Consider the following 26,692-nt stretch of genomic DNA (forward strand, 5'->3'; position numbering starts at 1 on the left):
TATCTTCGTTCGTTATTTTGAAAAAACACTATTCTATAGATTGATGAAACGTTCCCTATTATTTTTAGCGACAGCACTTTTTGTTTTATCTTCTTGTTCATCCAAGAAAAATAAGAAACACGAGCCTGTCAATACCACAACGACCAATGTCGAAATTGTAAAAAAGGATCCTCCCACATTACCTAAGCGCGAACGGGTGAAAAATACAGTTGAGACAAAAGCGCAGCCAGTTGCAGAGAAAAAGAAGGACATTGTCGTCAATCTCCCAGCTTTACCCCGTGAGTTTCGTGCAGCCTGGGTGGCCTCTGTTGCCAATATCAATTGGCCGAGCAAAAATAACCTGAGTACAGCAGAGCAGCAACAGGAAGCTATAGGTATTTTAGATTTCTTGAAAAATAATAATTTTAATGCAGTAATTTTTCAGGTGCGTCCATCAGCAGATGCATTTTATAAAAGTGATCTTGAGCCTTGGTCATATTTTTTGACGGGAACAGAAGGGCAGGCACCATCTCCTTATTATGATCCCCTAGATTTTTGGGTAGAACAGGCACATAAAAGAGGGATCGAGCTTCACGTTTGGTTAAACCCTTACCGTGCACATCATACTGCTGGCGGTGCTGTTACGTCTGCTTCTATGGCACGTAAAATGCCCGAATCTGTTGTCAAACTCAAACAAGGGTATTACTGGTTTGATCCATCCAAACAATCTACCCAGGACCATGCTGCTCGTGTAGTAATGGATATTGTCAAACGTTATGATATCGATGGCGTACATTTTGACGATTACTTCTATCCTTATGCTGAATATAATGGTGGCCAGGATTTTCCAGATTTGGATAGTTACAATGAATACAAACGTAATGGTGGTACGCTTTCCCGAGGTGACTTCCGGAGAAATAGTGTAAACACCTTTATCGAGCGTATTTATAAAGATATTAAAAAGGAAAAGAATTTTGTCAAATTTGGGATCAGCCCGTTCGGCATCTGGAAACCAGGTTATCCGGCAGGGATCCAGGGATCGAGTCAGTATGATATGCTTTATGCGGATGCTAAATTATGGTTGAACAAAGGTTGGATCGACTATTTTGCTCCCCAATTGTATTGGCCGATACAACCCGCTAAGCAGAGTTATACCGCGCTGTTAAAATGGTGGGAAAGTGAAAATACCTTGGGACGCCACCTTTGGCCGGGTATCAATACAGTGGGCAGGCGCGGGACAGAATATGTTCAAGAAATTGTTAATCAAGTAGAGGCTGCACGGACACTATTGCCTGATAATCGGGAGGGTGTAATCCACTGGAGTTTGGCAGGGCTGACCAAAAACCCGGCCATGACACAGGCTTTGGTTAATGGACCCTACCAGGTGAAAGCGCTGGTGCCAACAAGTCCCTGGTTAAATGCAAATCCACTTTTGAAACCATCCTTGTTACTAACGCCGCAAGGTGGAAATATTTTTGCGAAGTGGCAGCATCAGCAAATTGATCAGGTTGCAAAATGGGTATTGTATCTCAACTATGGGGGGGTATGGCAATACGAGATTTTGGATACTGGAGTCACGAGTAAAGAGATCCCAATGACATCGAACAACAAAAAGCTTCAGTATGTTGCGGTAAAAGCTGTCGATCGTCTGAGTAATGAAGGACCGTATGCTGCTGAGCATATAAAATAAGTGGTTTCCAGACCATCAGGATTAAAGAAAAGGGATATCTGTATTACGGATATCCCTTTTTTGAGAAATTAACTATCCCCAACCGTGTTTACCAAGTTGTCAATGTTTTGCTTTGAATTGTAACCGATCCGATGTACATTTATAGGTATGGAGGAAATCTATAAAACAGTAAGCGATTCTGTGATTCGGATGTCACAGCTGATGTTGCCATCCAATGCTAATTTTGGCGGTAAAATTCACGGGGGCTATATTTTGTCCTTGATGGATCAGATCTCATTTGCTGTTGCTTCCAAATTTTCAGCGCATTATTGTGTGACGGCTTCGGTTGGCAAAGTGGATTTTTTGAAGCCTATTGAAGTGGGCGAACTCGTTACCTTGATCGCTTCGGTAAATTACGTGGGCAACTCATCTATGGAAGTCGGTATTCGAGTAGAAGCGATGAACATTCAGACGGGCGAAACCAAACATTGTAATTCCTCCTACTTTACGATGGTGGCCAAAGATGAAACAGGGAGGCCAGCCCGCGTACCGAGGTTAATACTGGAGACTGAAAAAGACATATTTCGGTTCTACCGCTGTGTGGTGAAGATGGAAGTTGACAAAGAAAGAGATCGTGCCATTCACGACATGGAAACAGACTCTGCCGAGCAGCAAGCTTATATTCAGAAACACTTTGATGTACAGATCAATCTTGCTCCGTAGCAGATTGAAGGCTTCACTACCATTCGACAGTACCTAGATATTTGCTGTCTGTACATTCGTCGCTTCCATCTGATTTATGGAAGAACACATAGATGTGGTAGGTGCCAATATGCTCTTGTCTTAGAAGTTTTACCGTTTGTTTTTGTTGGACAAGCGTATTCATGCCCTCATTGGCAAATGCAAGTTCTTCTGGGCCAGATAGAATCAGTCGACAGCTGCTTGCATTGAGGCCAGAAGCTACACTTAGCTTTGTGTCATAATCCCAGAAGAGGGTGAATGTTTCTGTCTCTTTATCTATCTCAAATCTATAGGAGGTAATCGGATTAAGGATTCCTTTACTAATACGGAAGTTTTCATAGTTGATGGCATAGCCCGTTGCGGTTTTTTCTATAGCATTATTAAGATTATAGGACATGGCGTTGCTATAAGCCTTTTTATTGGGGTTATAGTTTTTAAATCCGATCCGTAACAAATAGAGCATTGAGGAGCTGAATTTTTGGATGAGAGAAAACCTTAAACGCGACTGGATTTGATTCACAGTAGGCTTTTTTGTGTTTTTCTTTGGTAAGCCCCTTGCATAGGTTTTGTTTCCATTTGTAACAAAAACTATTGATCCTGCTTTCCCCGAAAGTGTGCCGTTGGCACCGTTTTTAATGACTGCCATAATCGATATCAATTAGTGTTTATTTTTCCCTTAAGTTAACAAACTAATACGTATTTGTCAATATCAAGTTCGGCCTTCTCTCGTTATTTTTACGTAACTTCCTCGGTACTTGCTCGGTGTTTCTTCGGTTACAACCGAAGAAACACCGAGCAAGTACCGAGGAAGTACCGAACAAGCACCGAAGGATCTCCGAAAATGGTATCTATTTGTTAACGTAAATTGTGGTAGACAGGGGAAGCCTGCGTAAGCGCGCTGGTATTTATTGGATGATGCATGTATTGGTGATTTTTTATATTTATGCCTATATTTTTACCATCAAATAATGTAAAACAGGTTCTATGGGCGCTTTTAATAAAGATTTTAGATGTTTTTATGAGATGTTTTGCTTTTATTTTGCTAAGCTGTGCGGTTTTGTATCTATTTTGAGGTGGAATGCCAGTTTTTTTGTTGTTAAATTGTGCGTTAATGTGTTTGTTGTCATTTCTTTTTTAAATAATTGCGCATAAACTTGCATAAATACGATGCTTTTCATAGTATTGTGTAGCAATTGAAAAAACCGTGGACTGGAACCTCCTGTCGCGGGCAATTATTAACAACTAACTAAAAACCATGAATAAAAAATTTCTCTTATTCTGTTCAGGGGTGATGCTCTCCACTAGCTTGTGGGCGCAGACCAAAACTGTAACGGGTAAAGTGACGAATGCTTCTGATGGAGGTAACATGGCCAATGTCACCGTGAGTATCAAAGGTAAAGCTGTCAGTACACAAACGAAGCCCGATGGCAGTTTTACGATCAGTGCAGAGCCAGGTGATATTTTGATTTTTAGAGCAGTAGGTTCTCAAGAAAGGCAACAATTAGTTGGCACAAATGCGACGATCAATGTTGCACTTTCTGGTAGCGAGGAAGCTCTCGAAGAAGTTGTTGTGACGGCAATGGGAATCAAGCAGCAGGCTAGAAGTTTAGGCTTCGCTGTTCAAAATGTGAGTTCTAAAGAAATATCTGAATCTAATCAAGCAAATGTCGTTAACGCTATTCAGGGTAAGGTAGCGGGTGTGCAAGTTACGAATTCAGGAGGATCACCTGGCGCCTCAGCAAATATTATGATCCGTGGGGGGAGCTCGTTAAGTGGTAATAATCAACCTCTATTTGTTGTTGATGGGATACCTATCGATAATACAACTCCTGTCTCCCAAGGTGGGTTGGGAGCTGGTACCGCACCGGCTTCCAATCGTGGGGTCGATATTAATCCTGAAGACATTGCGAGCATTTCCGTATTGAAAGGGCCTGCTGCAGCAGCTCTTTATGGTATAAGAGCGGCTAGTGGGGCTGTTGTAATCACAACTAAAAAAGGATCCTCAGGAAAAGGTCTAATAACTTACGGAACAACTTTTTCGATTGATAATGTAAATAAGCTGCCCGAATTGCAGTCAATTTATAAACAAGGACTACAAGGCAAATTTGATCCACAGAGCTATTTGTCTTGGGGACCAAAATTTGATCAATCAGATAAGATATATGATAATTTAGGTGAATTCTTTCGAACATCAGTTTCTCAAGTTCACGATTTGACAGCAGGAGGAAGCACAGAAAGGTCATCTTTTTATGCTTCTGCTTCTTTGTTGAACCAGAATGGAATTGTCAAAAATATGGATTTCGACAGAAAATCATTTCGTTTAAACGCTGATCATAAGATTTTCGATAACTTGAAAATCGGAGCGAATATGAACTATATAAATTCTGGAAGAACATATTTTTCTCAAGGTAGTGCTAATGGTGTTATGGGGGCAATATATTGGCCGATGAATGTTGATATGAAAGAATATGTCAATGTTGATGGAACCCAAAAATTATTGAGCCAGAATTCGGATGGTGCTGTAGATAATGCTTATTGGACAATAAATAAGAAACCAATAACGAATAAGGTGAATCGTTTTATGGCAGTCGGGGATATTTCATATGACCCACTAAGCTGGTTGAATTTAACTTATCGTATTGGTACAGATTATTATACTGAGAATTTCCAGAGTGTAACTGCTCCAACATCCCAAACGAGTGTAACAGGTTATTTGGCTGAATCGACAGCTAATAATCAAATTACGACCTCAACGTTTTTAGCAAATGCGAAGCGTAGCTATGGTGATTTCAACTTTAATTTGACTGTAGGACATAATTTGGAGTCCACTTATAGGCAAACAACTACTTCAACGGCTATTAATTTTATTGATCCAGATTTTGTCGGAATTAATAATAGCATTCAGGCTGATCGTACTGTTTCCAAGTCCATTAATAGGAGAAGAATAATGGGGGTATTTGGAGATTTAAATATGGATTGGAAGAATATAGTTTATTTGAATCTTAGAGGACGAAACGATTGGTCCTCAACACTACCAAAGTCGAATAATTCTTTCTTTTATCCCTCTATTAGCACATCAGTTGTGCTAACTGACCTTGTTAAAGAAATTTATGCAAGTGAATCTACAGGGATTTTATCTTATGCAAAGCTGCGTGGAGCCTGGGCACAGGTTGGAAAAGATGCTCCTGCCCACGTTTTACGAACGACTTTGGGTACTTATATAAATGATTTTACAATAAATCCTAGGGGATTCATTACGAATATTACCGATTATTTTGGCAATCCTAATCTGAAGCCAGAGTTCACAAATTCTTATGAAGTAGGCGTAGATTTAAGATTTATAAATAATCGTGTGGGGCTTGATGTAACTTGGTATAAAACTAAATCTGATGATCAGATTTTAGGTACCAGGACACCACCGTCTTCAGGCTCATTTCTTGCTTACCTCAACGGGGGAGCAATAGAAAACAAAGGATGGGAAGGTATAATCAATATTCAGGCGATAAAGAAAGAAAGTTTTCAATGGTCGTTAGATTTAAATTTTAGTGCAAATAAGGCGAAAGTCCTGAGTTTGCCAGGTAGTTTAGATCGTGTAGAGTTGTCGGATGCTTGGGTTACGGATAATGCCGCGCAGGCTGCGGCTTTTTTGAATGGTACAGTCTTTGGAATAAACGGTAATGTCTGGAAAACAAACGATCAAGGACAGTATTTATTAGATAATAATGGTCGTCCACAAGTTGCATCTTCTATGCAGTTGGTTGGTGATCGCAATCCCGATTGGATAGCAGGAATTACAAATACATTTAAGTATAGAGATTTTGGTTTATCTTTTATGTGGGATTTCCGTCAAGGCGGTGATGTTTTTAATGCAACTGCTTATACTCTCGTGAACTCTGGTTTGAGCCCTTTAACGCAAAATCGTGATAATATGGTGATACCAGGGGTTATAGAATCTACTGGACAAGTTAATGGTTTGGCAATTCCTTTGAATCAAGATTATTATCAGACCTTATATGCAAAAAATTCCAAAAATTTTGTTGAGGATGGTAGTTGGGTTCGTTTGCGTTACGTTAGCTTAAATTATAAAGCTCCATCTTCATTGGCGAAGAAATTGAAATTGCAGAATTTACAATTTACATTGACAGGAAGAAATTTATTATTATTCACAGATTATTCTGGCGTCGATCCTGAAGTATCAGGTAGTGGTGCAGGTGTCGGTGGGTCCGGTTCATTTGGTTTTGATAACCTTGGTGTTCCTGCGACAAGAGGTATTGATTTAGGGTTGAAATTTTCCTTTTAAAACTTATGAAAAATAAATTAAAAAAATATAGCATTTTTTACATAATTACAATTGGGATGGGATTATCATCTTGTAGTAAGTATCTGGATGTCAATGAAGATCCAAATAATCCAGCTAGAGTAGAGGCTGCCAGCCGTCTGGCTGGTGCAATAACAACATCCAGTGGTGCTGCTCAATGGCGGGGAACGAGGGAGCTAGCAGGGGTAATGCAATATGGAGGACTTCAGACCGCAAGTTCTGGAGGATATGCTGCTGCAAATTGGAGATTTACGGCTTCTTACTTCCTGTGGCAAAATGCCTATGTGAATACAATGCCTAATTGTGTCGATATAATTAATTTAGGCGAAGAAGAAGGAAACCCTCATTTTGTCGGTGTAGGGAAAATATTGTTAGCATTAAATTTTGGGTTGCTGACCAGTCAGTATGGGAGTATAGTAGTGGATGATTATTATAACGGTAAAGATCAAGTTGTATTAAAGCCTAAATTTAACACACAAAAAGAGGTTTATGAGCGGATTCAAAAACTCCTCGATGAGGCTATTACTGCTCTTGAAAACCCCAATAATAAGAGAGGTTTAGATGCAAAAAAAGGTGATCTGTTGTACCAAGGAGATGTGTCAAAATGGATTAAGTTTGCTTGGTCATTGAAAGCTAGATATTATAATCATCTCAGTAAAAAATCTGCTATCTATAATGCTGATGAAATTATAGCAGCTTGTGCAAAGGGATTTGACGCAGATGGAATGGATGCTGAATTCCCTTATTTAAGCGGAGGTCAATTAATTGATGAGAACCCATGGTCGAGTTGGGGTGGATTTGAAAGTGAAACTAATCCAAGGTATTTCGCTTGGACACAATTTTTTGTTAATATGTTAACTGCGTTTCCTGTCTCTAATAAATTATACGAAGATCCTCGAATAAGCAAAATAATGAAGGGAGCAGCATCTGACGGAAAATATAGAGGGCCCGGCGCTGGTGATTTTATAACCAACGGTCAAGGGGTTCTTGCTGATGGTAGTCAAGGTGACAAAACTAAGGTAAAACCGGAGGATTATGGAAGGTTTAGTAAAAGTGGGTATTACACAAATACTACATCTCCTTTTGCTTTCATTACCTATTCGGAGGTAAAGTTAATCGAAGCAGAAGCAAAGTTGAGAAAGGGAGATTCTAATGGTGCATTAGTTGCTTACGAAGAAGGTGTTAAGTCTAATATGCGAAAATTAGGCGTTTCTGCAGCTGATATTACTAAATACTGGAACGCTCAAGTAGCAGATGGCCTTTCTCAACATTTTAGTATGCTTGATAACGGATTAAGTCATATAATGAGACAGAAATATATATCACTTTGTTTGAATCCGGAAACTTGGGTTGATATGAGGAGGATGGATTATAATTCTGTAATCTATGGGCCAAGTTTAAAGAGACCTACCAATTTAAATGCGACAATCTTTGACTTAAATAATCAAAACCAATGGATACAAGCAATGATTTACGAAAGCAATGAGCAAACACGAAATCCAGATGCGGTCGGAAATAATACGGAAAAATATCGTTTACTTACGCCTTTATGGTTCAACGTCAAAGAATAAATAAAAAAGGGGAACTCCCCTTTTTTATTTATATAAGTAAAGTATTAATGCATAAAGTAGGTCTTTTTATATTTGGTTATTTATGAGAAAAATAGTTTTATTAGGACAATTGTTTTGTTCATGGTGTCTTTTCGCCCAATCTCCCAACATCATTCAAAAACCAATTACTTGGAATCAGGAACGAATACAGCTTTCCTTGGATTATTTGAAAAATAGACATGGTCTAACCCAGTCAGCCCCGATTATTCATCCTAAAATGGTTGTTGTGCACTGGACTGCAAACAATAGTGTGAAAGCAACATTCAACACTTTCAATCCGGTGAAACTGCCGGGAAGACCTGAGCTGACCAAAGCAAGTGCTTTGAATGTATCTTCCCAATTTGTCATTGATCGTGATGGCACTATTTACCAATTTCTGCCCGATTCTATCTTTGCGCGACATACAATAGGGCTCAACTATTGTGCGATCGGTATCGAGAATATCGGTAGCCGTCAGTTTCCACTAACCAATGCACAACTGAAAGCTAATGAAGAACTGATTCGCTATCTCAGCAAAAAATACCCGATAGAATTCGTCTTGGGACACCATGAATATCAGCGTTTTAAAAAGACAAGTTGGTGGAAAGAGACAGATCCAAATTATATTACAGGTAAAGACGATCCGGGTGATAAATTCATGAATGAATTGCGATCCGAGCTGAATGATTTAAAATTAAATTCTCTTCCTTAAGTAAAACTGGAAAGCGAAATTCCACTTATAGCATTTTCTTGCTTGCTTTCGCAATATAATTCTAAATTATACCCAAAGTGCGCTATGTTTTGCGGGTTTGCTGTATTTTGCCACGTTGTTAAATAGTGTTGATTGTATCATACTTGTTGCATTTGTCGCTTCTATTTGCGCTTTTATAAGCATACTATCTATTGTAAGATTCTTCTTAAGTTACTGTTAAAGAGCTCCTTGTGTTTTGGTCTAATCCATCTTTTTATCGTTTTTTATTAACGTTCAAGAGTTTTGAGTATTCAATATAAAAGTGAATACTTACTTTCTTTTGCGTTTTTATGACAAGTTTTGTTTTAAAAACGAAAACTTCTACTTACTTTTATCCTGATTTTCAATTATTCATGCATAAAACTGCATTTCTGCATGAGCTAAAAGTCTATTTATGATGAAAACTACCTTATTAAAACTTGCCTTTGTGATTTCGATTGCCGGTTTTGTCTCTTGCGGCAGTTCACTAAAGTCTGCTCAGGTCAATACGGCAAATGGGATACGCGTAGCGGGGGCTGCGGAGAATGTGATTCTGCCAGGAGCGGACCAGCTCGATTTATATCTGCCTCAATTAAAAGGTAAGAAGGTAGGTATTATGGGGAATCAAACCTCGATTGTTGGTTCCGATAAAAAGCATCTTGTTGATGTATTGATGGAGAACAAAGTTGACTTAAAGTTTGCTTTTGCTCCTGAGCACGGTTTCCGTGGTAATGTTGAACGTGGCGAGAAGTTTGGGAATGATGTGGATCAGAAAACAGGTTTGCCTTTGTTTACATTATATGGTGGCAATAAAAAGCAGGATTCCATTGTGAATTCCATTGATGTCATGATTTTCGATCTACAAGATGTGGGTGCGCGTTTTTATACCTATATCACTTCATTGCATCGTGTCATGGAACTTTGTGCAAAACATAATAAAAAACTGATCATTCTAGATCGCCCAAACCCAAATGGCGATCAAGTAGATGGTCCTGTAAGGCATGACGATAAATTTAAATCCGATGTGTCTTGGCATAAGATAGCTATGATTCACGGTCTGACTATTGGAGAGCTTGCACAGATGATCAATGGAGAACGTTGGTTGGAGAATGGGCGCCAGGCGGATATACAGATTGTGAAGGTGCAAAACTGGGATCACAAAACAATGTATGATTTGCCCGTAGTTCCCTCGCCAAGTTTACCCAATCCCCTGTCTGTACGTTTATATCTTTCATTGTGCCTTTTCGAAGGGACTGACATTTCGGTAGGACGTGGTACAGATTGGCCTTTTCAGGTTTTAGGATATACAAATCCGGTATACGGTTCTTTTACGTTTACCCCCGGCGAACGCCATGGTATGTCGAAGCATGTGGAAGGAAAAGGGGCTACAAATTATGGTATAGACCTACGGGCTTTAGATCCAGCGAGTCAAAAATTCACCTTAAAATATCTATTGGATTTTTATCAAAAGACGCCGGATAAATCCACTTTTTTTGCACGGCCTGAATTTTTTGATAAACTGGCAGGCACTGATCAATTACGAAAGCAGATCCTTGCTGGTCAATCCGAGAAACAGATTCGTGCGTCGTGGTCCGATGACTTAAAAGCATATAAGCAAATGCGTCAAAAGTATCTGCTTTACACTGATTTTGAATAGCAATAACTAACAAATATTAACTAGAATCATTTATTTTAAAACTCTATAATCAATGAGAAAATTTGTACTATTTTCTGTTGCTCTTGGATTGAGTTTTCCTTCTGAATCCTATTCTTTTACAAAGAAAGAAGGTACGTTGAACAGTGGTAATTTAACAAGCGCTCTTCTACGTTCTTCTGCAAAAGGTGCGGTTCAAAATACGGTGCAAGGTACTGTAAAGGATGGAAAAGGTCCAGTCTCTGGGGTAAGTGTATTTTTGATTGGCGGTACTGCGTCAACAAAGACCGATGCTCAAGGACAATTTAAAATTACAGCTGCCGTGGGGAGCAAGTTGCGTTTTTCATCTGTTGGATACGTGACGAAGGAAGTTTCCGTAACTTCAGGTTCGCTTGATGTGACGCTAGCCGACGATAATCAAGCGTTGGATGAAGTTGTGGTGGTGGGGTACGGTACTCAGAAAAAAGGTAACTTAACTGGTGCTGTTTCTACTATTAATGTAAAGGATAATCTTCAGGGCCGTGCTATTGCAGATGTTGGCCGCGGTATTCAAGGTACGACACCGGGTCTGACTGTTGTGGTGCCTAGTGGAGAAGTTGGTTCCGATCCGGTGATGAAAATCCGTGGTCAAATGGGTTCGATTGCTGGGGGATCTAGTCCGCTTATTTTATTGGATAATGTGGAGATTCCAAGTATCCAATTGGTTAATCCTGCTGATGTCGAGTCTATTTCGGTACTGAAGGATGCAGCTGCTTCTTCTATTTATGGTGCTAAAGCTGCATTTGGTGTGGTATTGATTACCACAAAAAAAGGAGCAAAGGGTGGCGATAGCTTCAATATCAATTATTCCAATAACTTCTCCTTCCAGAACTCTGCCGTAGATTATAATATGGGCGATGTGAATGCGCTCAAATACTCTTTGGAAGCAGCTGAACGTGTCGGGGAATCTGAGACAGGTGCTTTTTACAAAATTAACCGCGAAAGCTATCAGCGGGCATTGGATTGGAAAAAGAATTACGGTAACTCCATTGGTGCTAATGATCCTACTGTTTATGGCCGTGATTGGTATGTCAATCCTGCCGAACCTACTAAAAAGTATGGTGTTCGTACCTACAACGTAGAGGATTATATGATCCGTAAGGCTGCCCCTACTTCTCAGCATGATTTAAGTATTTCGGGTACATCGGGTAAGACACAATATAATTTGAGCATGGGGTTGTTGAGTCAGTCTGGTATGATGAAAACAACGGATCATGACAAGTTTAACCGTACAAATGCGGCATTGCGCATATCCTCTGATATTAATAAATATTTAACGGTGCGCGGTGGTGCTATGGTGTCGCGCCGTAAAAAAGAGTACCCTTATACAACAAGTTCAACGACCGCAGATCCGTGGTTGTATCTCTATCGCTGGAGCTCATTGTATCCGATGGGGTATGACGACAGAGGTAATATGATTCGTAGCCCATGGAGCGAGACGTCTTCCGCAAATACGGCGAGTTTCCAAAATAACTACATCAATTTGAATTTAGGAGCAACTGTGAATATCAAGAAGAACTGGAAAGTTGATTTTGATTACACATTCTCCAATCAAGAGGAAATCACAACGCAGCCTGGTACACGTTTTACTGCGGCAGATTCTTGGGTTGCGGGTGTAGCGAGAAAAGATGCTTCGGGTAATCCGATCTATGTAAATTCTGATGGTCAGGTGGTTGCTGCAGGTGCTACAGGAGCGATGGCTGCATATGATCTGAATTACTATACGTATACGGCTAATGGAGCAAATCCTGATCACTTTTTGAGAGCTTCAGGTGCTCGTCGTAATAATACTATCAATGCGTTCACGACCTATGATTTAAATCTGGACGATGATCATGATTTCAAATTTATTGCCGGTGTTAACCGTGTGACGTTGGATTATGATATGAACTCTTCGCAAACATTTAACTTATTGGATATTCGTAATCCACAATTGGGTTTCGGTGTAAATACGTCTGCGCAATTGGCGAAAGGTGATGCTGCATGGGAGGCACAACTAGGCTATTTCGGACGTGTAAATTATGCCTATAAAAATAAATACCTTGTGGAGGCAAACATTCGCTATGATGGTTCTTCGAAATTTCCGAAAGATTTGAAATGGCAATGGTTCCCATCTTTCTCGGCAGGTTGGGTAGCTTCGGAAGAGAGTTTTATGGAATGGGCTAAACCTACACTTAATCAGTTGAAGTTTAGAGGTTCGTGGGGATCTATTGGTGATCAAACTGTACCTCCAAGTTTATACACATCGACCATGATACCGGGGGATGTAGCTTGGTTGGGTGCTGACGGTAGCCGTTATTTTACGATTGGAACTCCTTCGGCAGTAAGAAGTGAATTGAAGTGGCAGCGTATTGAAACGACAGACATAGGTTTGGATATGCGCATGTTCAAAAATAAATTGGGATTAGTTTTCGATTGGTATAGAAGAGATACTAAAAACATGATCGTCCCAAGTGGTGATGTTAGTGCAACTTTTGGAGCTCCTGCACCACAGGGTAACTTTGGCGCCTTACGTACACAAGGATGGGAACTCGCTTTAGATTTTAACCATCGTTTTGAAGGCGGCTTTGGCTTTAATGTCAGAGGAACGTTATCGGATGCGAAAACGACTATTCTGCAATATACAAACACGCGGGTAATTTCAGATTACTATAATGGTAAAGATGTGGGTGAAATCTGGGGTTATCGTACTGATAGATTATATCAGGCGGGTGATTTTGAATATGATGCTTCGGGAAAGATGGTGGAGATTGAAATTAATAAAAAGAAATTTAATAAGCTTTCAGATCCTAACGGCGCTTACAATACCTTCCCGACAAGCAGTAATTTTAAATTTGGTCCTGGTGACGTGAAATTTACTGACTTGAATGGCGATGGTCAGATTAATGCCGGAGCTGGTACCTTGGATGATCATGGTGATATGGAGATTATCGGTAACGAAACACCGCGTTATGAATACGGCTTCCGTTTGGGATTTGACTATAAGGGCTTTGATCTTTCTGGATTTATGCAGGGGGTTGGAAAACGTCAGATCTGGGGTAATGGTTTCTTGACGATTCCTGGTTATAACGCTTCGGATGGTGCTATGCCTTCAGCAATTGCTGATAATTTCTGGTCGGCAGACCATACAGGTGCTTTCTATCCGAGAGCATATAATAATGCGGCAAGCAATGATGCAAACAATATGGTTAAACAGTCCCGTTACCTATTGGATATGTCGTATTTACGTATTAAAAATATCACATTGGGTTATACCTTTCCGTCGACATTGACGCGAAAAGCATTTATCAAAACGGCAAGAGTATATACTTCATTGGAAAACTTCTTCACTTTTGATAAGCTGAACGGCTTACCGGTAGACCCAGAGGCAATCAATGGATTTTCTATTTTTAATGCTACAAATTATAACTCGGGTAGAACAGGTGTTGGTACACCAATGTTTAAGTCGGTGTCGTTTGGTGTTCAGGTTAATTTTTAAAATTTACAACAATGAAATTTACAAAGAAAATAGCATTTTTGGCGCTTGGAGCAACGTTGGTGCTATCATCCTGTAATAAAGACGTGCTTGATCGTAATCAGTTGACAAGCTTGGAAGATGATAAAGGTTGGGGCAACGAACTTGCGCTGCGCCTGTACGCTAACGGTTTTTATGCCAATTATTTTACGGGATATAATACAGGTTTCGCTAAGGCTTATGCGCCGGTGACAGGTTATGATTTTTCGGATGATCTAACGAAGAAAAATATTCAGGATAATTTTGAGAATACGATTCCTACAAGTCGAAAAAATCAATATTCCAGCACGATAGCTTTAATGGAAACTCCTGAAATGATCCGTGAGTATGCGGGTCCAACTTGGAGTTTTACTTATGTGCGCAAAGCAAATATCTTTATCGACCGTATTGAGAACAAAACCAAACCGAATATCAATGATGAAACGTACCGTCATTGGATGGCGGTAGCTCGTTTTTTCAGAGGGTTTGAGTATAGCCGATTGGTCGAAGTGTTTGGTGACGTACCTTATTATGATAAGGAATTGAAAGATACTGAACTGGATTTGATGTACAAGGATCGCGACAGCCGTGCGGTAGTAATGGATCATGTGTATGACGATTTTCAGTATGTACTGGATAATATGCGTACAAATGATGGTAAGCAATATTTGAATAAATATGTGGCGGCATCGTTTATCTCCAGACTGATGTTGTTTGAAGGTTCCTTTTTGTATTATCACAATTTAGATAAGGAAAGAGCAAAAAAATACCTTGAAATGGCACAAAAAGCCGCGGAAGTTGTTATGGCTTCCAATGCCTATAATTTTAGCAGTGATTTCAAAAGCTTATTTGCTTCGGATGATTTAAGTGCTAATAAGGAGGTGATTATGTACCGCGCTTATGATGCTACGAAAAGCGCAACGCATAGTGTAGGATCGTATAGTAATGGTACAGAAGGCCAGAGTAATGCTGCTAATCTTGTGTTGATTAAATCTTTTATCTGTAACGACGGTAAGCCATGGCAAAGTTCTTCTTTGGCAAATGCAAATAGCTTTACGCTGAAAGATCTGGCGCTTACGCGTGATCCACGTTTTGAGGCTTCCATCTACGAGAAACCCCTAACATCTTCGTCGACACTTTTCTATGCGTATAAGTTTGCATCCCGAGAAGCTTTGGGTTATTTGGGCAAAACTTATCCGGCAGCTTGGGCTTCCAGTACAAATACCTCGGATGCTCCTGTGATCCGCCTGGCGGAAGTTGTGCTGAACTGGGTTGAGGCGAAGCAAATTTTGGCAGAAGGTTTCGGTGGTGTTGCAGTGACACAGACTGATATCGATAAATCCATTAATGCGATCCGTAATCGTCCACTTGACGCTGTTGCGGTTGCAAAGGGTGTTCAGAAAACAGCTCCATTGCAAGTTGGCGCCATTGCAAATGATCCTTCCCGCGATGCTGACGTTTCGCCGTTGATGTGGGAAATCAGACGTGAGCGACGTATGGAGTTTGTTTATGAAGGATTACGTCTGCTTGATATCAAGCGTTGGAAGAAGTTGAATTACATGGATTTCAGCAAAAACAACGACTATTTCTTGGGTCCTTGGATCAATGTTAAACAAGATATGCCGGCCTTGTTGGTGGATAGCAAAAAAGGTTTGTTGAAAGTGGTGGATGCGAATGGTAATACCATTTCGTATGATGGTACGAATGGCGATAAGTTAATTGGTTATTATCGCGTTGAGGACGTACGCAACCGGGAATCATTTACAGATCGCTCTTATATTGCGCCTGTTGGATTAGAGCAGGTGAATGAATATGCTGCCAAAGGTTATAAGTTAACCCAAACTAAAGGGTGGTAATTTAATTTACATATCTATTAAGCCTTGTCTATGTTTATAGACAAGGCTTTTTTATGCTCTAATAGCGAATGCTGTCTAGGCGCATCTCAACCAATATCTAACATTGCTTTTGCATAAAAACGCAATATTATTTCTGTTTTATGCATAAAAACGCTATTTTTAAGAAAACATTACGCATGAGGTTTCCAATTATTACCTTTTTTATTGCATTATCTTGCATTTTTAATGTCTCGATTGCACAGCAGTCTTTCAAATTCGCTCACGTGACCGATACGCATGTTGGCGGTGCAACAGGAGCGGAAGATTTGCGACGTACAGTAAAGGATCTAAATACGGTGAAAGATATTGATTTCGTGATACTGTCTGGTGATATCACCGAGTTTGGTGCTGATCATGAGCTCAAGCTGGCTAAGCGTATTTTGGATAGCTTGCAGCTTCCCTGGTATGTTATTCCGGGGAATCATGATGGAAATTGGTCTGAAAATGGAGCGAATACTTTTCGCACCGTTTTTGGTGGTGAAACTTTTTTCTTCAAGCACAAAGGCTATGCATTTATGGGGACCAATTCTGGTCCAAACATGCGGATGAGCCCTGGTCAGATTCCACGCGAAAATCTGGTCTGGATGGACTCTGTTTTTGCCGCGAACCCGGATAAACAGCTACCATTGATCTATATTAACCACTATCCACAAGATTCATCGTTGAATAACTGGTTTGACGCCTTGAAAAGGGTCAAAACTCGAAATGTTCAGCTGGCGTTTTGTGGGCATGGGCATATCAATAAATTATACGATTGGGAAGGAATTCCTGGTGTAATGGGGCGCTCTAATCTGCGGGCAAATAAGGAAATTGGTGGTTATAATATTGTAACCATTGCAGACGGTAAGGCCACTTATCAAGAGCGTAACCCGGGAATGGGTACCCAGGAAAAGCCCTGGCTCGTTGTCCCTCTTTTCAATCATCATTTTGAAAATGAAACCGCGACTTACCCACGACCTAGTTATGCTGTCAATACAAAATATGCCAATCAAGTTAAGGTCAATTGGACTTTTGAAGATGCAAGTGATATCGGAGCGGGACTGACGGTTTACAAAAATAGCGTGATTACATCAAACACTGCCGGAGATATCTTTGCACTCGATTTAAAGACCGGCAGGAAGTTGTGGGCATTCCGTACTGGTGGTAAAGTGTATTCCACGCCTGCAGTTTCGAAAGGAATCGTGGTGGCTGGATCATCGGATCATGCAATTTATGCCGTGGATGCTCGGAATGGTCGATTACTGTGGAAGGTGCAGACAGAGAAGGCGGTTTTGGGATCGCCATTACTACACGATGGCGTTGCTTTTATCGGCGGTTCTGATGGTAAGTTTAGAGCGTTGGATATTAAAACAGGTGCTGTAAAATGGAGTTTTGATCAGGTCAAAGGATTTGTGTCAACATTACCGACCTATTATTTGGGTAATGTAATTTTCGGTTCATGGAGTAATGAGTTTTATGCCCTGAATGCCAAGACAGGTCGTCTTTCCTGGGAATGGAACAATGGACAGACCAATCGCATGTTTTCTGCTGCTGCATGTAATCCAGTGGGCGTAAATAATCGTGTTTTTGTGGTTGCGCCCGATCGTTTTATGACAGCGCTGGATGCGAAATCAGGAGCAGTTATTTGGCGGGAAAAAAGAGATACAATTCGAGTACGGGAGTCGATGGGACTTTCTGCAGATCGTAAATTGGTTTATGTAAAGACAATGGATGGTGATCTGTTGGGTGTATCGGTGGCTGGAAACAGCATGGATGTTGTTTGGAAGTCTGCATTGAAGTTGCCTTATGAGTTGACGCCGTCGGCTATTAGTACAAACGGTAGATTGGTGTTTGTGCCGAGTCATTCGGGTTTACTTTCTGCAGTAAGCGCAAAAACAGGCGAAGTTGTATGGCAATATAAAATATCGAATGGAATGCTAAATCCCGTTGCAATAAATGGTCAAAAAGGTGTGATTTCGAGCACAATGGATGGTAAAATAGTGTCGTTAGCATTTTAAACAAGTGGACGTAAAGATCTTTTTTGAAAATAAATGCCTTGATATGATAAAAAAATGTCTAAACTTCTTAAATTTACGTCAAGCTTTTATGCTTGTTTTTGCATGTTTTGTTTGTAACTTTGCGAAAGCACAGCAAAATGCTTGGATTAGAATAAACCAATTGGGCTATACTCCGGCAAGTAAGAAGGTTGCAGTATGGGGTGGAAAGTCAATCAGGCAGCTTCGTTCTTTTGAGATTAAAAACGCAAAAACAGGTAAAACCGTGTATGTGCATCCTGTTGGAAAAGATTATGGGGCCTACGGTCCTTTTATTCAAAGTTTTCGTTTTGATTTTTCTGCCGTACAAGATACAGGACGCTTCTTTGTTAAAGCTGACGATGTAAAATCAGCAACATTCCGAATTGCACAGGACGTCTATAGAGGGGCCGCAGATTTTGTGTTGCGATATATGCGTCAACAACGGACATTGTTCAATCCCTTTCTGCAGGATAGTTGCCATACACACGATGGTTTTACGCTTTACGCAGAAAAAGTGGGAATTCAAGATAGTTCGCATATCGATGCTGGTGGTGGTTGGCACGATGCTTCTGATTACTTGCAATATGCGACAACTTCGGCAAATGCAACATTTCACTTGCTTGCTGCCTATCGTGATTTTCCAAGAGTGTTTGGTGATCTGAAGCTGGCGAATGGGCTTGATGGTAAAAATGGCCGGGCAGATGTCCTGGATGAAGCAAAATGGGGGTTAGATTGGTTATTGAAGATGCATCCCAAGGCTAACGAAATGTACAATCAGATTGGAGACGACCGGGATCACGCCAGTATGCGGATGCCCAAGGAAGATCCGTATTATGGACGTGGATTTGAAAGGCCGGTGTATTTTATCGATGGTGAGCCGCAGCAACGCGGTAAGTTTATGAATAATACGACGGGGACAAGCTCCACTGCGGGTAAATTTAGCAGTGCTTTTCGCCTCGGGGCGACGTTGTTTGCTAAGGAAGATCGGAAGTATGCCAGACTGCTGTCGAAGAAATCAGCGTCCGCCTATGCCTATGCCAATATTAAGCCCGGCGTGACACAGACGGTTTCTGTGAAATCGCCCTATATTTATGCAGAGGACAATTGGGTGGATGATATGCAGTTGGCTGCTGCAATGGGGTTTTCAGCGACAAAGAAAAAGAAATTTGCCCAAGAGGGTTTACAATATGCCAGACAGGAAAAGGTGACACCTTGGATAATAACCGATACTGCCGCTCACTATCAGTGGTATCCGTTTATCAACCTTGGACATTATGAACTGGCAAAAGGATTAAAAGGGCAAGATCGCGAGGAGATTGTCTCTTACTATAAGCAAGGGATTGAGGAAGTTAATCGCAGAGCAGAGTTAAATGCCTTTTATCGGGGAGTTCCCTTTATCTGGTGTAGCAATAATTTGACTGTCTCTTTTGCTATCCAATGTTTGTGGTACAAGGAACTGACAGGAGATGCACAATTTGATGAGCTCGCTCAGGCTAATTTTGACTGGTTGTTTGGGACAAATCCCTGGGGAACAAGCATGGTTTATGGTCTTCCATCTTGGGGCGATACACCTGTGGATCCGCATTCGGCATTCACGTTTCTGGGAAAGCACCCGATCGACGGAGGTTTGGTTGATGGCCCTATTATGGCATCAACTTATCGCAATTTGATCGGTATCAAGCTGAATAATCCCGATCGTTATGCGGAGTTTCAAAGTGATTTGGCCGTCTATCACGATGATTACGGGGACTATAGTACCAATGAGCCGACCATGGATGGAACTGCTGCTCTGATTTATTTGCTTGCTTCAAAAGAGGGTAAGGCCATGGAGGAGCCTATTGGAAAAAAGTAACCCAGGATATTTTTGGTGCTATTGTCCGGGGCGACTCGACAACACAAAAGGTGGCGCTGATGTTTACTGGTCATGATTTGTCGGAAGGTACTGCAGCAGTGTTGGATGCCTTAAAACGTCATCATGTAAAAGGTTCATTTTTCCTGACAGGTGATTACCTCAGAAATCCGACCTTTAAACCGTATGTGCGTCGGATGTTAAGGGATGATCACTATGTCTCGGGGCATTCGGATAAGCATCTTTTGGTGAGCGACTGGGGAAGTAGAAGTGTGTTATTGGTTACACGCGACTCTTTTGTGACTGATGTGAAGGCTAATCTGAATGCATTGCAAAGTGCAGGTATTAATAGCCGAAATCTGTCCTATTATATTCCTTCGTATGAATGGTATACGACTGAAACGGTCAATTGGGCAAAAGCGTTGGGGCTATCTTCGGTTAATTATACACCCGGAATACGGACAGCGGCCGATTATACGTATCCTGAAATGGGGGGTCGTTATTTGTCATCGGAAGTGATTCTCGACAATCTGTGGTCCTACGAGGCACGATTTGGGCTTAACGGGTTTATGCTGTTGATTCATATGGGAACGGATGACCGGCGTAAAGATAAACTGTATCATCATTTGGATGATATCATTCGCATATTAAAGGGAAAAGGGTATCAATTTGTAGATGTGCCCGATTTATTGAAATAAAGAAATACAATACATACTAATAATGGTAAATACAACGGAGAAAGATTCGAATTATCAGGATTTGGACAAGATGTCTGTGCATGAATTATTGACTAATATCAATAATGAGGATAAATCTGTGCCACTTGCTGTAGAGCAGGCTATCCCTCAGATTGAAGCATTGGTTAAGGTCACTGTGGAGAAAATGAAGGCTGGTGGTCGAACTTTTTATATCGGCGCTGGTACGAGTGGCCGTCTAGGCGTGTTAGATGCATCTGAATTACCTCCAACTTACGGTGTGCCATTTGAATGGATCATCGGCTTGATCGCCGGTGGCGATACCGCAATTCGGAAAGCGGTTGAATTTGCAGAAGATGATCTGGAGCAGGCCTGGAAGGATATGGAAGCCTATGATATCGATGAGAACGATGTTGTGGTGGGTATTGCGGCTTCTGGTACGACTCCTTATGTGATTGGTGGATTGAAAACCGCAAATGAAAAAGGACTTGTGACAGGATGTATCGTCTGCAATGGTGGCTCTCCGATTGCGGAGATAGCGCAATATCCTGTTGAAGTAATTGTGGGACCAGAATTCGTCACTGGATCTACCCGCATGAAATCGGGTACAGCACAGAAGCTGGTATTAAATATGTTCAGCACCGCCGTGATGATCCAATTGGGTAGGGTCAAAGGGAATAAGATGGTCGATATGCAATTGTCAAACCATAAGCTGGTGGGTCGTGGTGTGCGTATTATTATGGATCAAACAGGGGCGCCCGAGGATGAAGCTGCTGCTTTGCTTGAGCAGTTCGGGAATGTGAGACAGGCGATAGAATCCTATCAGGCTGCGCATTGACTATAACCAACTACTAATCACCTATTTTAAAAACAAACTATGTCACCAGTAATATTATTATCTTTTATAATAATCTATTTTGTGGTTTTGCTCGCAGTTGCACACTTTACCTCAAAGGGAGCTTCTGATAACTCTACTTTTTTTGTTGCAAACCGTAATTCTAAATGGTATATGGTCGCCTTTGGGATGATCGGTACCGCACTCTCCGGCGTAACTTTTATTTCAGTTCCCGGTGCCGTCGGTGCTTCGGAATTCAGCTATTTCCAATTCGTTCTTGGCAATGCAGTGGGGTTTGTCATTATTGCCTACGTATTGCTTCCGCTCTATTACCGAATGAATCTGACCTCTATCTATACCTATTTGGAAGAGCGTTTTGGGCACACCACTTATAAAACTGGTGCCGCTATTTTTTTGGTTTCCCGAACGATAGGTTCCGCATTTCGTCTATATTTGGTCGCCATTGTATTACAGCATTTTATTTTTGATGCCTGGAATGTGCCTTTCGCGATTACGGTCGTTATATGTTTGGTGTTAATCTGGATGTATACCAATAAGGGCGGTTTAAAAACGATTATCGTAACAGATACCCTACAGACTACCTTCTTAGTGACTGCTGTCATTCTTTCCATTTATTTTATGGCAAAAGGATTGGATTTTGGTATTGTGGATACTTTTGAGGCCGTGAAAGAAAGTAGCTACTCCAAGATCTTTTTCTGGGATGATTTTGTGAGCAGTAAAGCAAATTTTTGGAAACAATTCTTGGGAGGAATTTTTGTGACCATTGCGATGACAGGGCTCGATCAGGATTTGATGCAGAAGAACTTATCGATGGGGACCATTAAAGAGGCGCAAAAGAATATGATCACTTTTACAAGCGTTTTTGTGGTCATTAATATTTTCTTTTTGGCTGTAGGCGCTCTGTTGTATATCTATGCGGCTAAAAACGGTATTGATGTCACCCAGTTGGCCACGCGTGATTATTTGTATCCGGAAATTGCATTGAACCATTTGACCATCGTTCCTGCCATTATTTTTATGATGGGTTTGACAGCTGCTACTTTTGCAACGACGGATAGTGCGCTAACGGCCTTAACGACTTCTTTCTGTGTAGACTTTTTGAACTTCAATAAAAAGGAAAACCCCAATGATCCAGCTTTGATCAAACAGCGTAACTATGTGCATTTTGGCTTTTCTATTGTGATGTTATTGGTTATTCTGGTCTTTAAGCTCATCAATGACGATTCGGTCGTCAATGCAATTTTTACCGCGGCGAGCTATACCTATGGACCTTTATTGGGCTTATTTGTTTTTGGGATTTTTACAAAATATGCGGTGCGGGATAAGGCTGTACCTTACATCTGTATCCTTTCGCCAACTATATTATTTTTGCTTAAGACCTATATTATCGAGGTGTATACACCTTATGTTATCGGATTGGACCTAATTATCATAAATGGCTTTATTACATTTGTGATGCTTTTGATCAGTACGCCGGGTAAAGCTAGCGAAAGCGCGTTGTCCCACAACTAATACATTTTGGCTATAAAAAGTTTCGCCATTGGTGAGAAGATGTAAATACAAGTATTGATTTGATTTGTACGTACAGAAAAATTAAGTTAAGTTTGATATACTTAGTTTTTCTGTACGTATGTATCATAGCATAAATGAGACTACGGAATTTATCCGTAGAAAAATTGGAGATTTTACTCCAGAGTTCGGTATCATCCTAGGTACCGGTTTAGGTAAATTGGTTGATGAGATTGAAGTCGAGTATCAGCTGATGTATTCCAATATTCCTAATTTCCCTATTTCAACTGTTGAATTTCATTCTGGTAAGCTTATTTTTGGCAAGCTGAGTGGCCGTAATGTGGTCGCCATGCAAGGAAGGCTACATTACTATGAAGGTTACGATATGCAGCAGATTACATTTCCGATCCGTATTATGAAGGTGTTGGGGATAAAAAAATTGTTTGTTTCAAATGCTGCCGGATCGCTAAACCCTGCGGTAAAAAAGGGTGACCTCGGCATTATTGAAGACCACATCAACTTATTGCCCGACAATCCACTTCGCGGACAAAATCTGGCTGAGTTTGGCCCACGATTTCCGGATATGAGTGAGCCGTATAACCAAGAGATGATCGCGCAGGCTCTTGAAATTGCGAGCCAACATACGATTACTGCACGAAAAGTTGTTTATGTTTCTTCTGCGGGCCCCAATTTGGAAACCAAAGCGGAGTATCGCTATATGCGTTTGATCGGTGGGGATGTGGTCGGTATGAGTACTGTTCCGGAAGTTATTGTTGCCAATCATATGGGGCTGCCGGTATTTGCCATTTCAGTTGTTACGGATGAAGGCTTTCATGAACAGCTTAAACCTGTATCCCTGCGGGAAATTGTTGCGGTTGCGGAGAAAGCGGAACCTAAAATGACATTAATTTTGAAAGAATTAATAGCTTTGCAATAAATTGCATCTTCATGTAACACCGGTGAGGGAGAAGGTTGTCGGATTTGTGTAGGGTGAAGGGTAATTGGTTCATTCAGGTGAATTTAGCTTTTTTGGTTTTTATATAATTTTAGATGAAGTTGATCGTACGCATACTTGCCGCATGGTGTGTTTTATTTATTTATTCCGTGGATGTCATTGCGCAGAGCAAAGAGGATTGGAGCAGTGCATTGGATTCGGCGAGAGCCAAGGAGGATGGAAAGAAGGATTCTGTTATCCTATCGGCAAAGTATATCCGATATGCAACATTGGATATGCTAAAAAAAGGCACTTATACACGGCAGATTGATACGTCACATCATAATTATCAATATTATAATCCACAGAATTTACCTTGGAATCCCAGTGTAAATCTCGGTTCTTATGGTCTGGCTACGCGCGACCTGCTGTTTCAGCCTAAAAAAAACATTGGATTTCAGTCTGGTTTTACCGCATTGGAGCGTTATTTACTAAATCCTGATTCGGTTCAATATTTTAGGGCACGGGCCAGATACTCTGAGTTGTCAGCGGTGGGGTTTTTCTTTAATGATCAGGTTTTTAGGGCTCGGGTAGCGCAAAATATCAATTCCCAATGGAATATGAATGTGGATTTCCATTCGACTAAAACGGATGGTTATTACCTGAATCAGAATTACTCCGACTTAAAGGCTTCAATTGCCTCGTGGTACGAATCAAAAAATAATCGGTATAACCTGTTGATCAATGCGGTATTTAACCGGTTGGATGCCATGGAAAATGGCTCTATTACCGAAGATCGCCCGTTTGCGCCTGAAAACAGACAGGCTCCAAATCGTTTTAACCCTAAATTTAGCAATTCTGACAAGAATGTGATTCCACGATCCAGATGGTGGGATAAATCATTTTTTCTAAGACAGTCGCTTTACGTGGGGCGATTGGATACCATCGATAAAGGTAAGCCCACCATGGAGATTCGGCCTACCAATAGTATGGCGCACAATACGCGTATTAGAAGACAAACCTATAACTTCTTCAAGAATACGGATGATCAGAATGCAGTGTTGCCCTACAACAACAAAGCCTTGGCATTAAATAATGATAAGACCCTGATTACAAATGTTTCGAATGAGTTTGAATACAACTTTTTCCTCCGTGGGAAGTCGGTATTTAAGAATGAGGCAAAATTAAACCTGGCGTTTCAGCACGATATGAACTGGGTGGAGCAAAACCAGCTCGATTCCAATCGCTATTATAATAACCGCGCGGCTTATCCGCAGGCGATTAATAAATTGCCAGATAGCACCACGTTTGATCGCTTTTATCAAAATGGCATCGTAAAGGGCGAATTGGGCTATCAGTTTTCCGACCGTCTTGATTTTAGTTTGAAGGCGAATCAGATTGTATTCGGTCACAATTTTGGAGATTTTTTATATGATGCCAAAGCGGATATCGCTATGGGCGATAAAATCGGAAAGGTAACGCTATCTGCGTATTCACAGAATAAGTCCCCTGAGATGGTTTTTGAGAATTTAAATTATACGTATGCAAAATGGAATGATTTGGATCTTAAAAAGACTAAAATTCAGAATCTCGGTTTTCAATATGCTAATCCGATGCTTGGTTTTCATGGTAAGGTTGAATATTTCCTGATGAATAATTATACGTATTTTGCAGAGCGGCCCAATCCGCAGGACGATCCTAAAAATGACAAATGGATTGTTCCGACCCAATTGGATAAGGCCAATTTATTGAAGGTAACGGTCGGACAAAAATTTAAATTGAACCATTTTACTTTAGACAACCTGGTTGTCTATCAAAAGACAGATCAACAAGACGTATTGGCGGTTCCCGAATTGTATACCTGGCATAGTTTGTACTACAGCAATCTTTTCTATAAAGTGATTGATTACAGTATTGGTTTGGATGCGAAGTTTAATACACCTTATGCAAATCCAAATTATTCGGTTGGTACAGGGCAATTTTACAATGCATATAAGCAAATCGAGTTTTCGACTTATCCAATTATGGATTTGTGGATTACAGCAAACATACAACGGGTAAACATGTTTTTGAGCTATAATTTTTTAAACCAGAACTTCTATCCACACGGATACTACACGGTTCGGCGCTATCCGATGAATACCGCCAACTTTAGGTTTGGAATTTCGTGGAAGTTCTATGACTAAAAATTATTTCGGTGTTTCTTAGCTTGTTGTGATCGTTAAGGCATAAAATCTTATAAAATAATTTTGAGAATAGAATTTTTAAGCTATATTTGCACACGCAATTAGGGAACGGCGTTCTTTAAAAAAGTATGGAGGCTTAGCTCAGCTGGTTCAGAGCATCTGCCTTACAAGCAGAGGGTCACAGGTTCGAATCCTGTAGCCTCCACCATACAAAGTCGGAGAATTAGCTCAGCTGGTTCAGAGCATCTGCCTTACAAGCAGAGGGTCACTGGTTCGAATCCAGTATTCTCCACCAATCCAAAACGGAGGCTTAGCTCAGCTGGTTCAGAGCATCTGCCTTACAAGCAGAGGGTCACAGGTTCGAATCCTGTAGCCTCCACAAAGCATCATCAAATGGTGCTTTTTTTTCGTTAGGGGGTTTAGCTCAGCTGGTTTAGAGCACTACCTCGACAAGGTAGGGGTCACTGGTTCGAACCCAGTAATCCCCACAATAAAAAAAGCGTTCATCATGAACGCTTTTTTTTATGCATTGAATTGCCTG

Annotated in this window: 16 protein-coding genes and 4 tRNA genes; 19 read left to right on the plus strand and 1 reads right to left on the minus strand. The window is 40.8% G+C overall.

Going from position 1 to position 26,692, the window contains the following annotated elements; all coding sequences use genetic code 11:
* Window positions 1–43 precede the first annotated feature (43 nt).
* Window positions 44–1,669 carry a glycoside hydrolase family 10 protein gene (locus B2W36_RS19870; protein WP_293884179.1) on the plus strand — a complete coding sequence of 542 codons (1,626 nt, stop codon included), beginning with the start codon at window positions 44–46 and terminating at the stop codon, window positions 1,667–1,669.
* 147 nt (window positions 1,670–1,816) lie between these two features.
* The gene (locus tag B2W36_RS19875; RefSeq protein WP_293889346.1) at window positions 1,817–2,371 is read left to right on the plus strand and encodes an acyl-CoA thioesterase; all 555 of its coding nucleotides are present in this window, start codon (window positions 1,817–1,819) and stop codon (window positions 2,369–2,371) included.
* 16 nt (window positions 2,372–2,387) lie between these two features.
* On the opposite strand, the gene B2W36_RS19880 is transcribed toward B2W36_RS19875, so the two are convergent.
* Window positions 2,388–3,035: a DUF6266 family protein gene (locus B2W36_RS19880; RefSeq protein WP_293889347.1), complete on the minus strand. Its 648-nt coding sequence runs from the start codon at window positions 3,033–3,035 to the stop codon at window positions 2,388–2,390.
* A gap of 609 nt (window positions 3,036–3,644) precedes the next feature.
* Here B2W36_RS19880 and B2W36_RS19885 point away from each other — a divergent pair.
* The 17 genes from B2W36_RS19885 to B2W36_RS19965 all read left to right on the plus strand — a co-directional run bounded on the left by B2W36_RS19885 (window position 3,645) and on the right by B2W36_RS19965 (window position 26,639).
* Window positions 3,645–6,689, plus strand: coding sequence for a SusC/RagA family TonB-linked outer membrane protein (locus B2W36_RS19885; protein WP_293889348.1), 3,045 nt, complete (start codon window positions 3,645–3,647; stop codon window positions 6,687–6,689).
* A 5-nt stretch (window positions 6,690–6,694) separates the two neighbouring features.
* Complete coding sequence (locus B2W36_RS19890) at window positions 6,695–8,278, plus strand: SusD/RagB family nutrient-binding outer membrane lipoprotein (protein WP_293889349.1); 1,584 nt, start codon at window positions 6,695–6,697, stop codon at window positions 8,276–8,278.
* Window positions 8,279–8,360: 82 nt separating this feature from the next.
* Window positions 8,361–9,008, plus strand: a complete 648-nt coding sequence (locus B2W36_RS19895; RefSeq protein ID WP_293889350.1) for an N-acetylmuramoyl-L-alanine amidase — start codon at window positions 8,361–8,363, stop codon at window positions 9,006–9,008.
* Window positions 9,009–9,441: 433 nt separating this feature from the next.
* A complete protein-coding gene (locus B2W36_RS19900) occupies window positions 9,442–10,683 on the plus strand; it encodes an exo-beta-N-acetylmuramidase NamZ family protein (protein WP_293884165.1) in 1,242 nt (413 codons plus the stop codon).
* A 52-nt stretch (window positions 10,684–10,735) separates the two neighbouring features.
* Window positions 10,736–14,197 (plus strand): SusC/RagA family TonB-linked outer membrane protein, encoded by a 3,462-nt coding sequence (locus tag B2W36_RS19905; protein ID WP_293884163.1) that lies wholly within the window; start codon window positions 10,736–10,738, stop codon window positions 14,195–14,197.
* An 11-nt stretch (window positions 14,198–14,208) separates the two neighbouring features.
* Window positions 14,209–16,068 (plus strand): RagB/SusD family nutrient uptake outer membrane protein, encoded by a 1,860-nt coding sequence (locus tag B2W36_RS19910; RefSeq protein WP_293884161.1) that lies wholly within the window; start codon window positions 14,209–14,211, stop codon window positions 16,066–16,068.
* 176 nt (window positions 16,069–16,244) lie between these two features.
* Window positions 16,245–18,104, plus strand: a complete 1,860-nt coding sequence (locus B2W36_RS19915) for a PQQ-binding-like beta-propeller repeat protein (RefSeq protein ID WP_293889351.1) — start codon at window positions 16,245–16,247, stop codon at window positions 18,102–18,104.
* 43 nt (window positions 18,105–18,147) lie between these two features.
* A complete protein-coding gene (locus tag B2W36_RS19920) occupies window positions 18,148–19,974 on the plus strand; it encodes a glycoside hydrolase family 9 protein (RefSeq protein WP_293889352.1) in 1,827 nt (608 codons plus the stop codon).
* A 59-nt stretch (window positions 19,975–20,033) separates the two neighbouring features.
* A complete protein-coding gene (locus tag B2W36_RS19925) occupies window positions 20,034–20,669 on the plus strand; it encodes a polysaccharide deacetylase family protein (protein ID WP_293889353.1) in 636 nt (211 codons plus the stop codon).
* Between the two features lie 22 nt (window positions 20,670–20,691).
* On the plus strand, window positions 20,692–21,504 hold the full coding sequence (murQ, locus tag B2W36_RS19930; RefSeq protein ID WP_209578509.1) for an N-acetylmuramic acid 6-phosphate etherase: 813 nt from the start codon (window positions 20,692–20,694) through the stop codon (window positions 21,502–21,504).
* 39 nt (window positions 21,505–21,543) lie between these two features.
* Window positions 21,544–23,034 (plus strand): sodium:solute symporter, encoded by a 1,491-nt coding sequence (locus tag B2W36_RS19935; protein ID WP_293889354.1) that lies wholly within the window; start codon window positions 21,544–21,546, stop codon window positions 23,032–23,034.
* Window positions 23,035–23,152: 118 nt separating this feature from the next.
* Window positions 23,153–23,968 carry a purine-nucleoside phosphorylase gene (locus tag B2W36_RS19940; RefSeq protein WP_293884152.1) on the plus strand — a complete coding sequence of 272 codons (816 nt, stop codon included), beginning with the start codon at window positions 23,153–23,155 and terminating at the stop codon, window positions 23,966–23,968.
* Window positions 23,969–24,081: 113 nt separating this feature from the next.
* Window positions 24,082–26,151 (plus strand): putative porin, encoded by a 2,070-nt coding sequence (locus tag B2W36_RS19945; RefSeq protein ID WP_293889355.1) that lies wholly within the window; start codon window positions 24,082–24,084, stop codon window positions 26,149–26,151.
* A gap of 130 nt (window positions 26,152–26,281) precedes the next feature.
* Window positions 26,282–26,359 (plus strand) — tRNA-Val (locus B2W36_RS19950).
* A gap of 9 nt (window positions 26,360–26,368) precedes the next feature.
* Window positions 26,369–26,446 (plus strand) — tRNA-Val (locus B2W36_RS19955).
* A gap of 9 nt (window positions 26,447–26,455) precedes the next feature.
* Window positions 26,456–26,530 (plus strand) — tRNA-Val (locus B2W36_RS19960).
* A 34-nt stretch (window positions 26,531–26,564) separates the two neighbouring features.
* A tRNA-Val gene (locus tag B2W36_RS19965) sits at window positions 26,565–26,639 on the plus strand.
* Window positions 26,640–26,692: the final 53 nt, after the last annotated feature.

This window comes from Sphingobacterium sp. UBA3549 (assembly GCF_002376635.1).
Lineage (GTDB): Bacteria > Bacteroidota > Bacteroidia > Sphingobacteriales > Sphingobacteriaceae > Sphingobacterium.

What these genes read in the sequence shown, in the direction of transcription:
- B2W36_RS19870 (WP_293884179.1), top strand. Translation starts at nt 44, where the DNA reads ATGAAACGTTCCCTATTATTTTTAGCGACAGCACTTTTTGTTTTATCT.
- B2W36_RS19875 (WP_293889346.1), top strand. Translation starts at nt 1,817, where the DNA reads ATGGAGGAAATCTATAAAACAGTAAGCGATTCTGTGATTCGGATGTCA.
- B2W36_RS19880 (WP_293889347.1), bottom strand. Translation starts at nt 3,035, where the DNA reads ATGGCAGTCATTAAAAACGGTGCCAACGGCACACTTTCGGGGAAAGCA.
- B2W36_RS19885 (WP_293889348.1), top strand. Translation starts at nt 3,645, where the DNA reads ATGAATAAAAAATTTCTCTTATTCTGTTCAGGGGTGATGCTCTCCACT.
- B2W36_RS19890 (WP_293889349.1), top strand. Translation starts at nt 6,695, where the DNA reads ATGAAAAATAAATTAAAAAAATATAGCATTTTTTACATAATTACAATT.
- B2W36_RS19895 (WP_293889350.1), top strand. Translation starts at nt 8,361, where the DNA reads ATGAGAAAAATAGTTTTATTAGGACAATTGTTTTGTTCATGGTGTCTT.
- B2W36_RS19900 (WP_293884165.1), top strand. Translation starts at nt 9,442, where the DNA reads ATGATGAAAACTACCTTATTAAAACTTGCCTTTGTGATTTCGATTGCC.
- B2W36_RS19905 (WP_293884163.1), top strand. Translation starts at nt 10,736, where the DNA reads ATGAGAAAATTTGTACTATTTTCTGTTGCTCTTGGATTGAGTTTTCCT.
- B2W36_RS19910 (WP_293884161.1), top strand. Translation starts at nt 14,209, where the DNA reads ATGAAATTTACAAAGAAAATAGCATTTTTGGCGCTTGGAGCAACGTTG.
- B2W36_RS19915 (WP_293889351.1), top strand. Translation starts at nt 16,245, where the DNA reads ATGAGGTTTCCAATTATTACCTTTTTTATTGCATTATCTTGCATTTTT.
- B2W36_RS19920 (WP_293889352.1), top strand. Translation starts at nt 18,148, where the DNA reads ATGATAAAAAAATGTCTAAACTTCTTAAATTTACGTCAAGCTTTTATG.
- B2W36_RS19925 (WP_293889353.1), top strand. Translation starts at nt 20,034, where the DNA reads ATGTTTACTGGTCATGATTTGTCGGAAGGTACTGCAGCAGTGTTGGAT.
- murQ (WP_209578509.1), top strand. Translation starts at nt 20,692, where the DNA reads ATGGTAAATACAACGGAGAAAGATTCGAATTATCAGGATTTGGACAAG.
- B2W36_RS19935 (WP_293889354.1), top strand. Translation starts at nt 21,544, where the DNA reads ATGTCACCAGTAATATTATTATCTTTTATAATAATCTATTTTGTGGTT.
- B2W36_RS19940 (WP_293884152.1), top strand. Translation starts at nt 23,153, where the DNA reads ATGTATCATAGCATAAATGAGACTACGGAATTTATCCGTAGAAAAATT.
- B2W36_RS19945 (WP_293889355.1), top strand. Translation starts at nt 24,082, where the DNA reads ATGAAGTTGATCGTACGCATACTTGCCGCATGGTGTGTTTTATTTATT.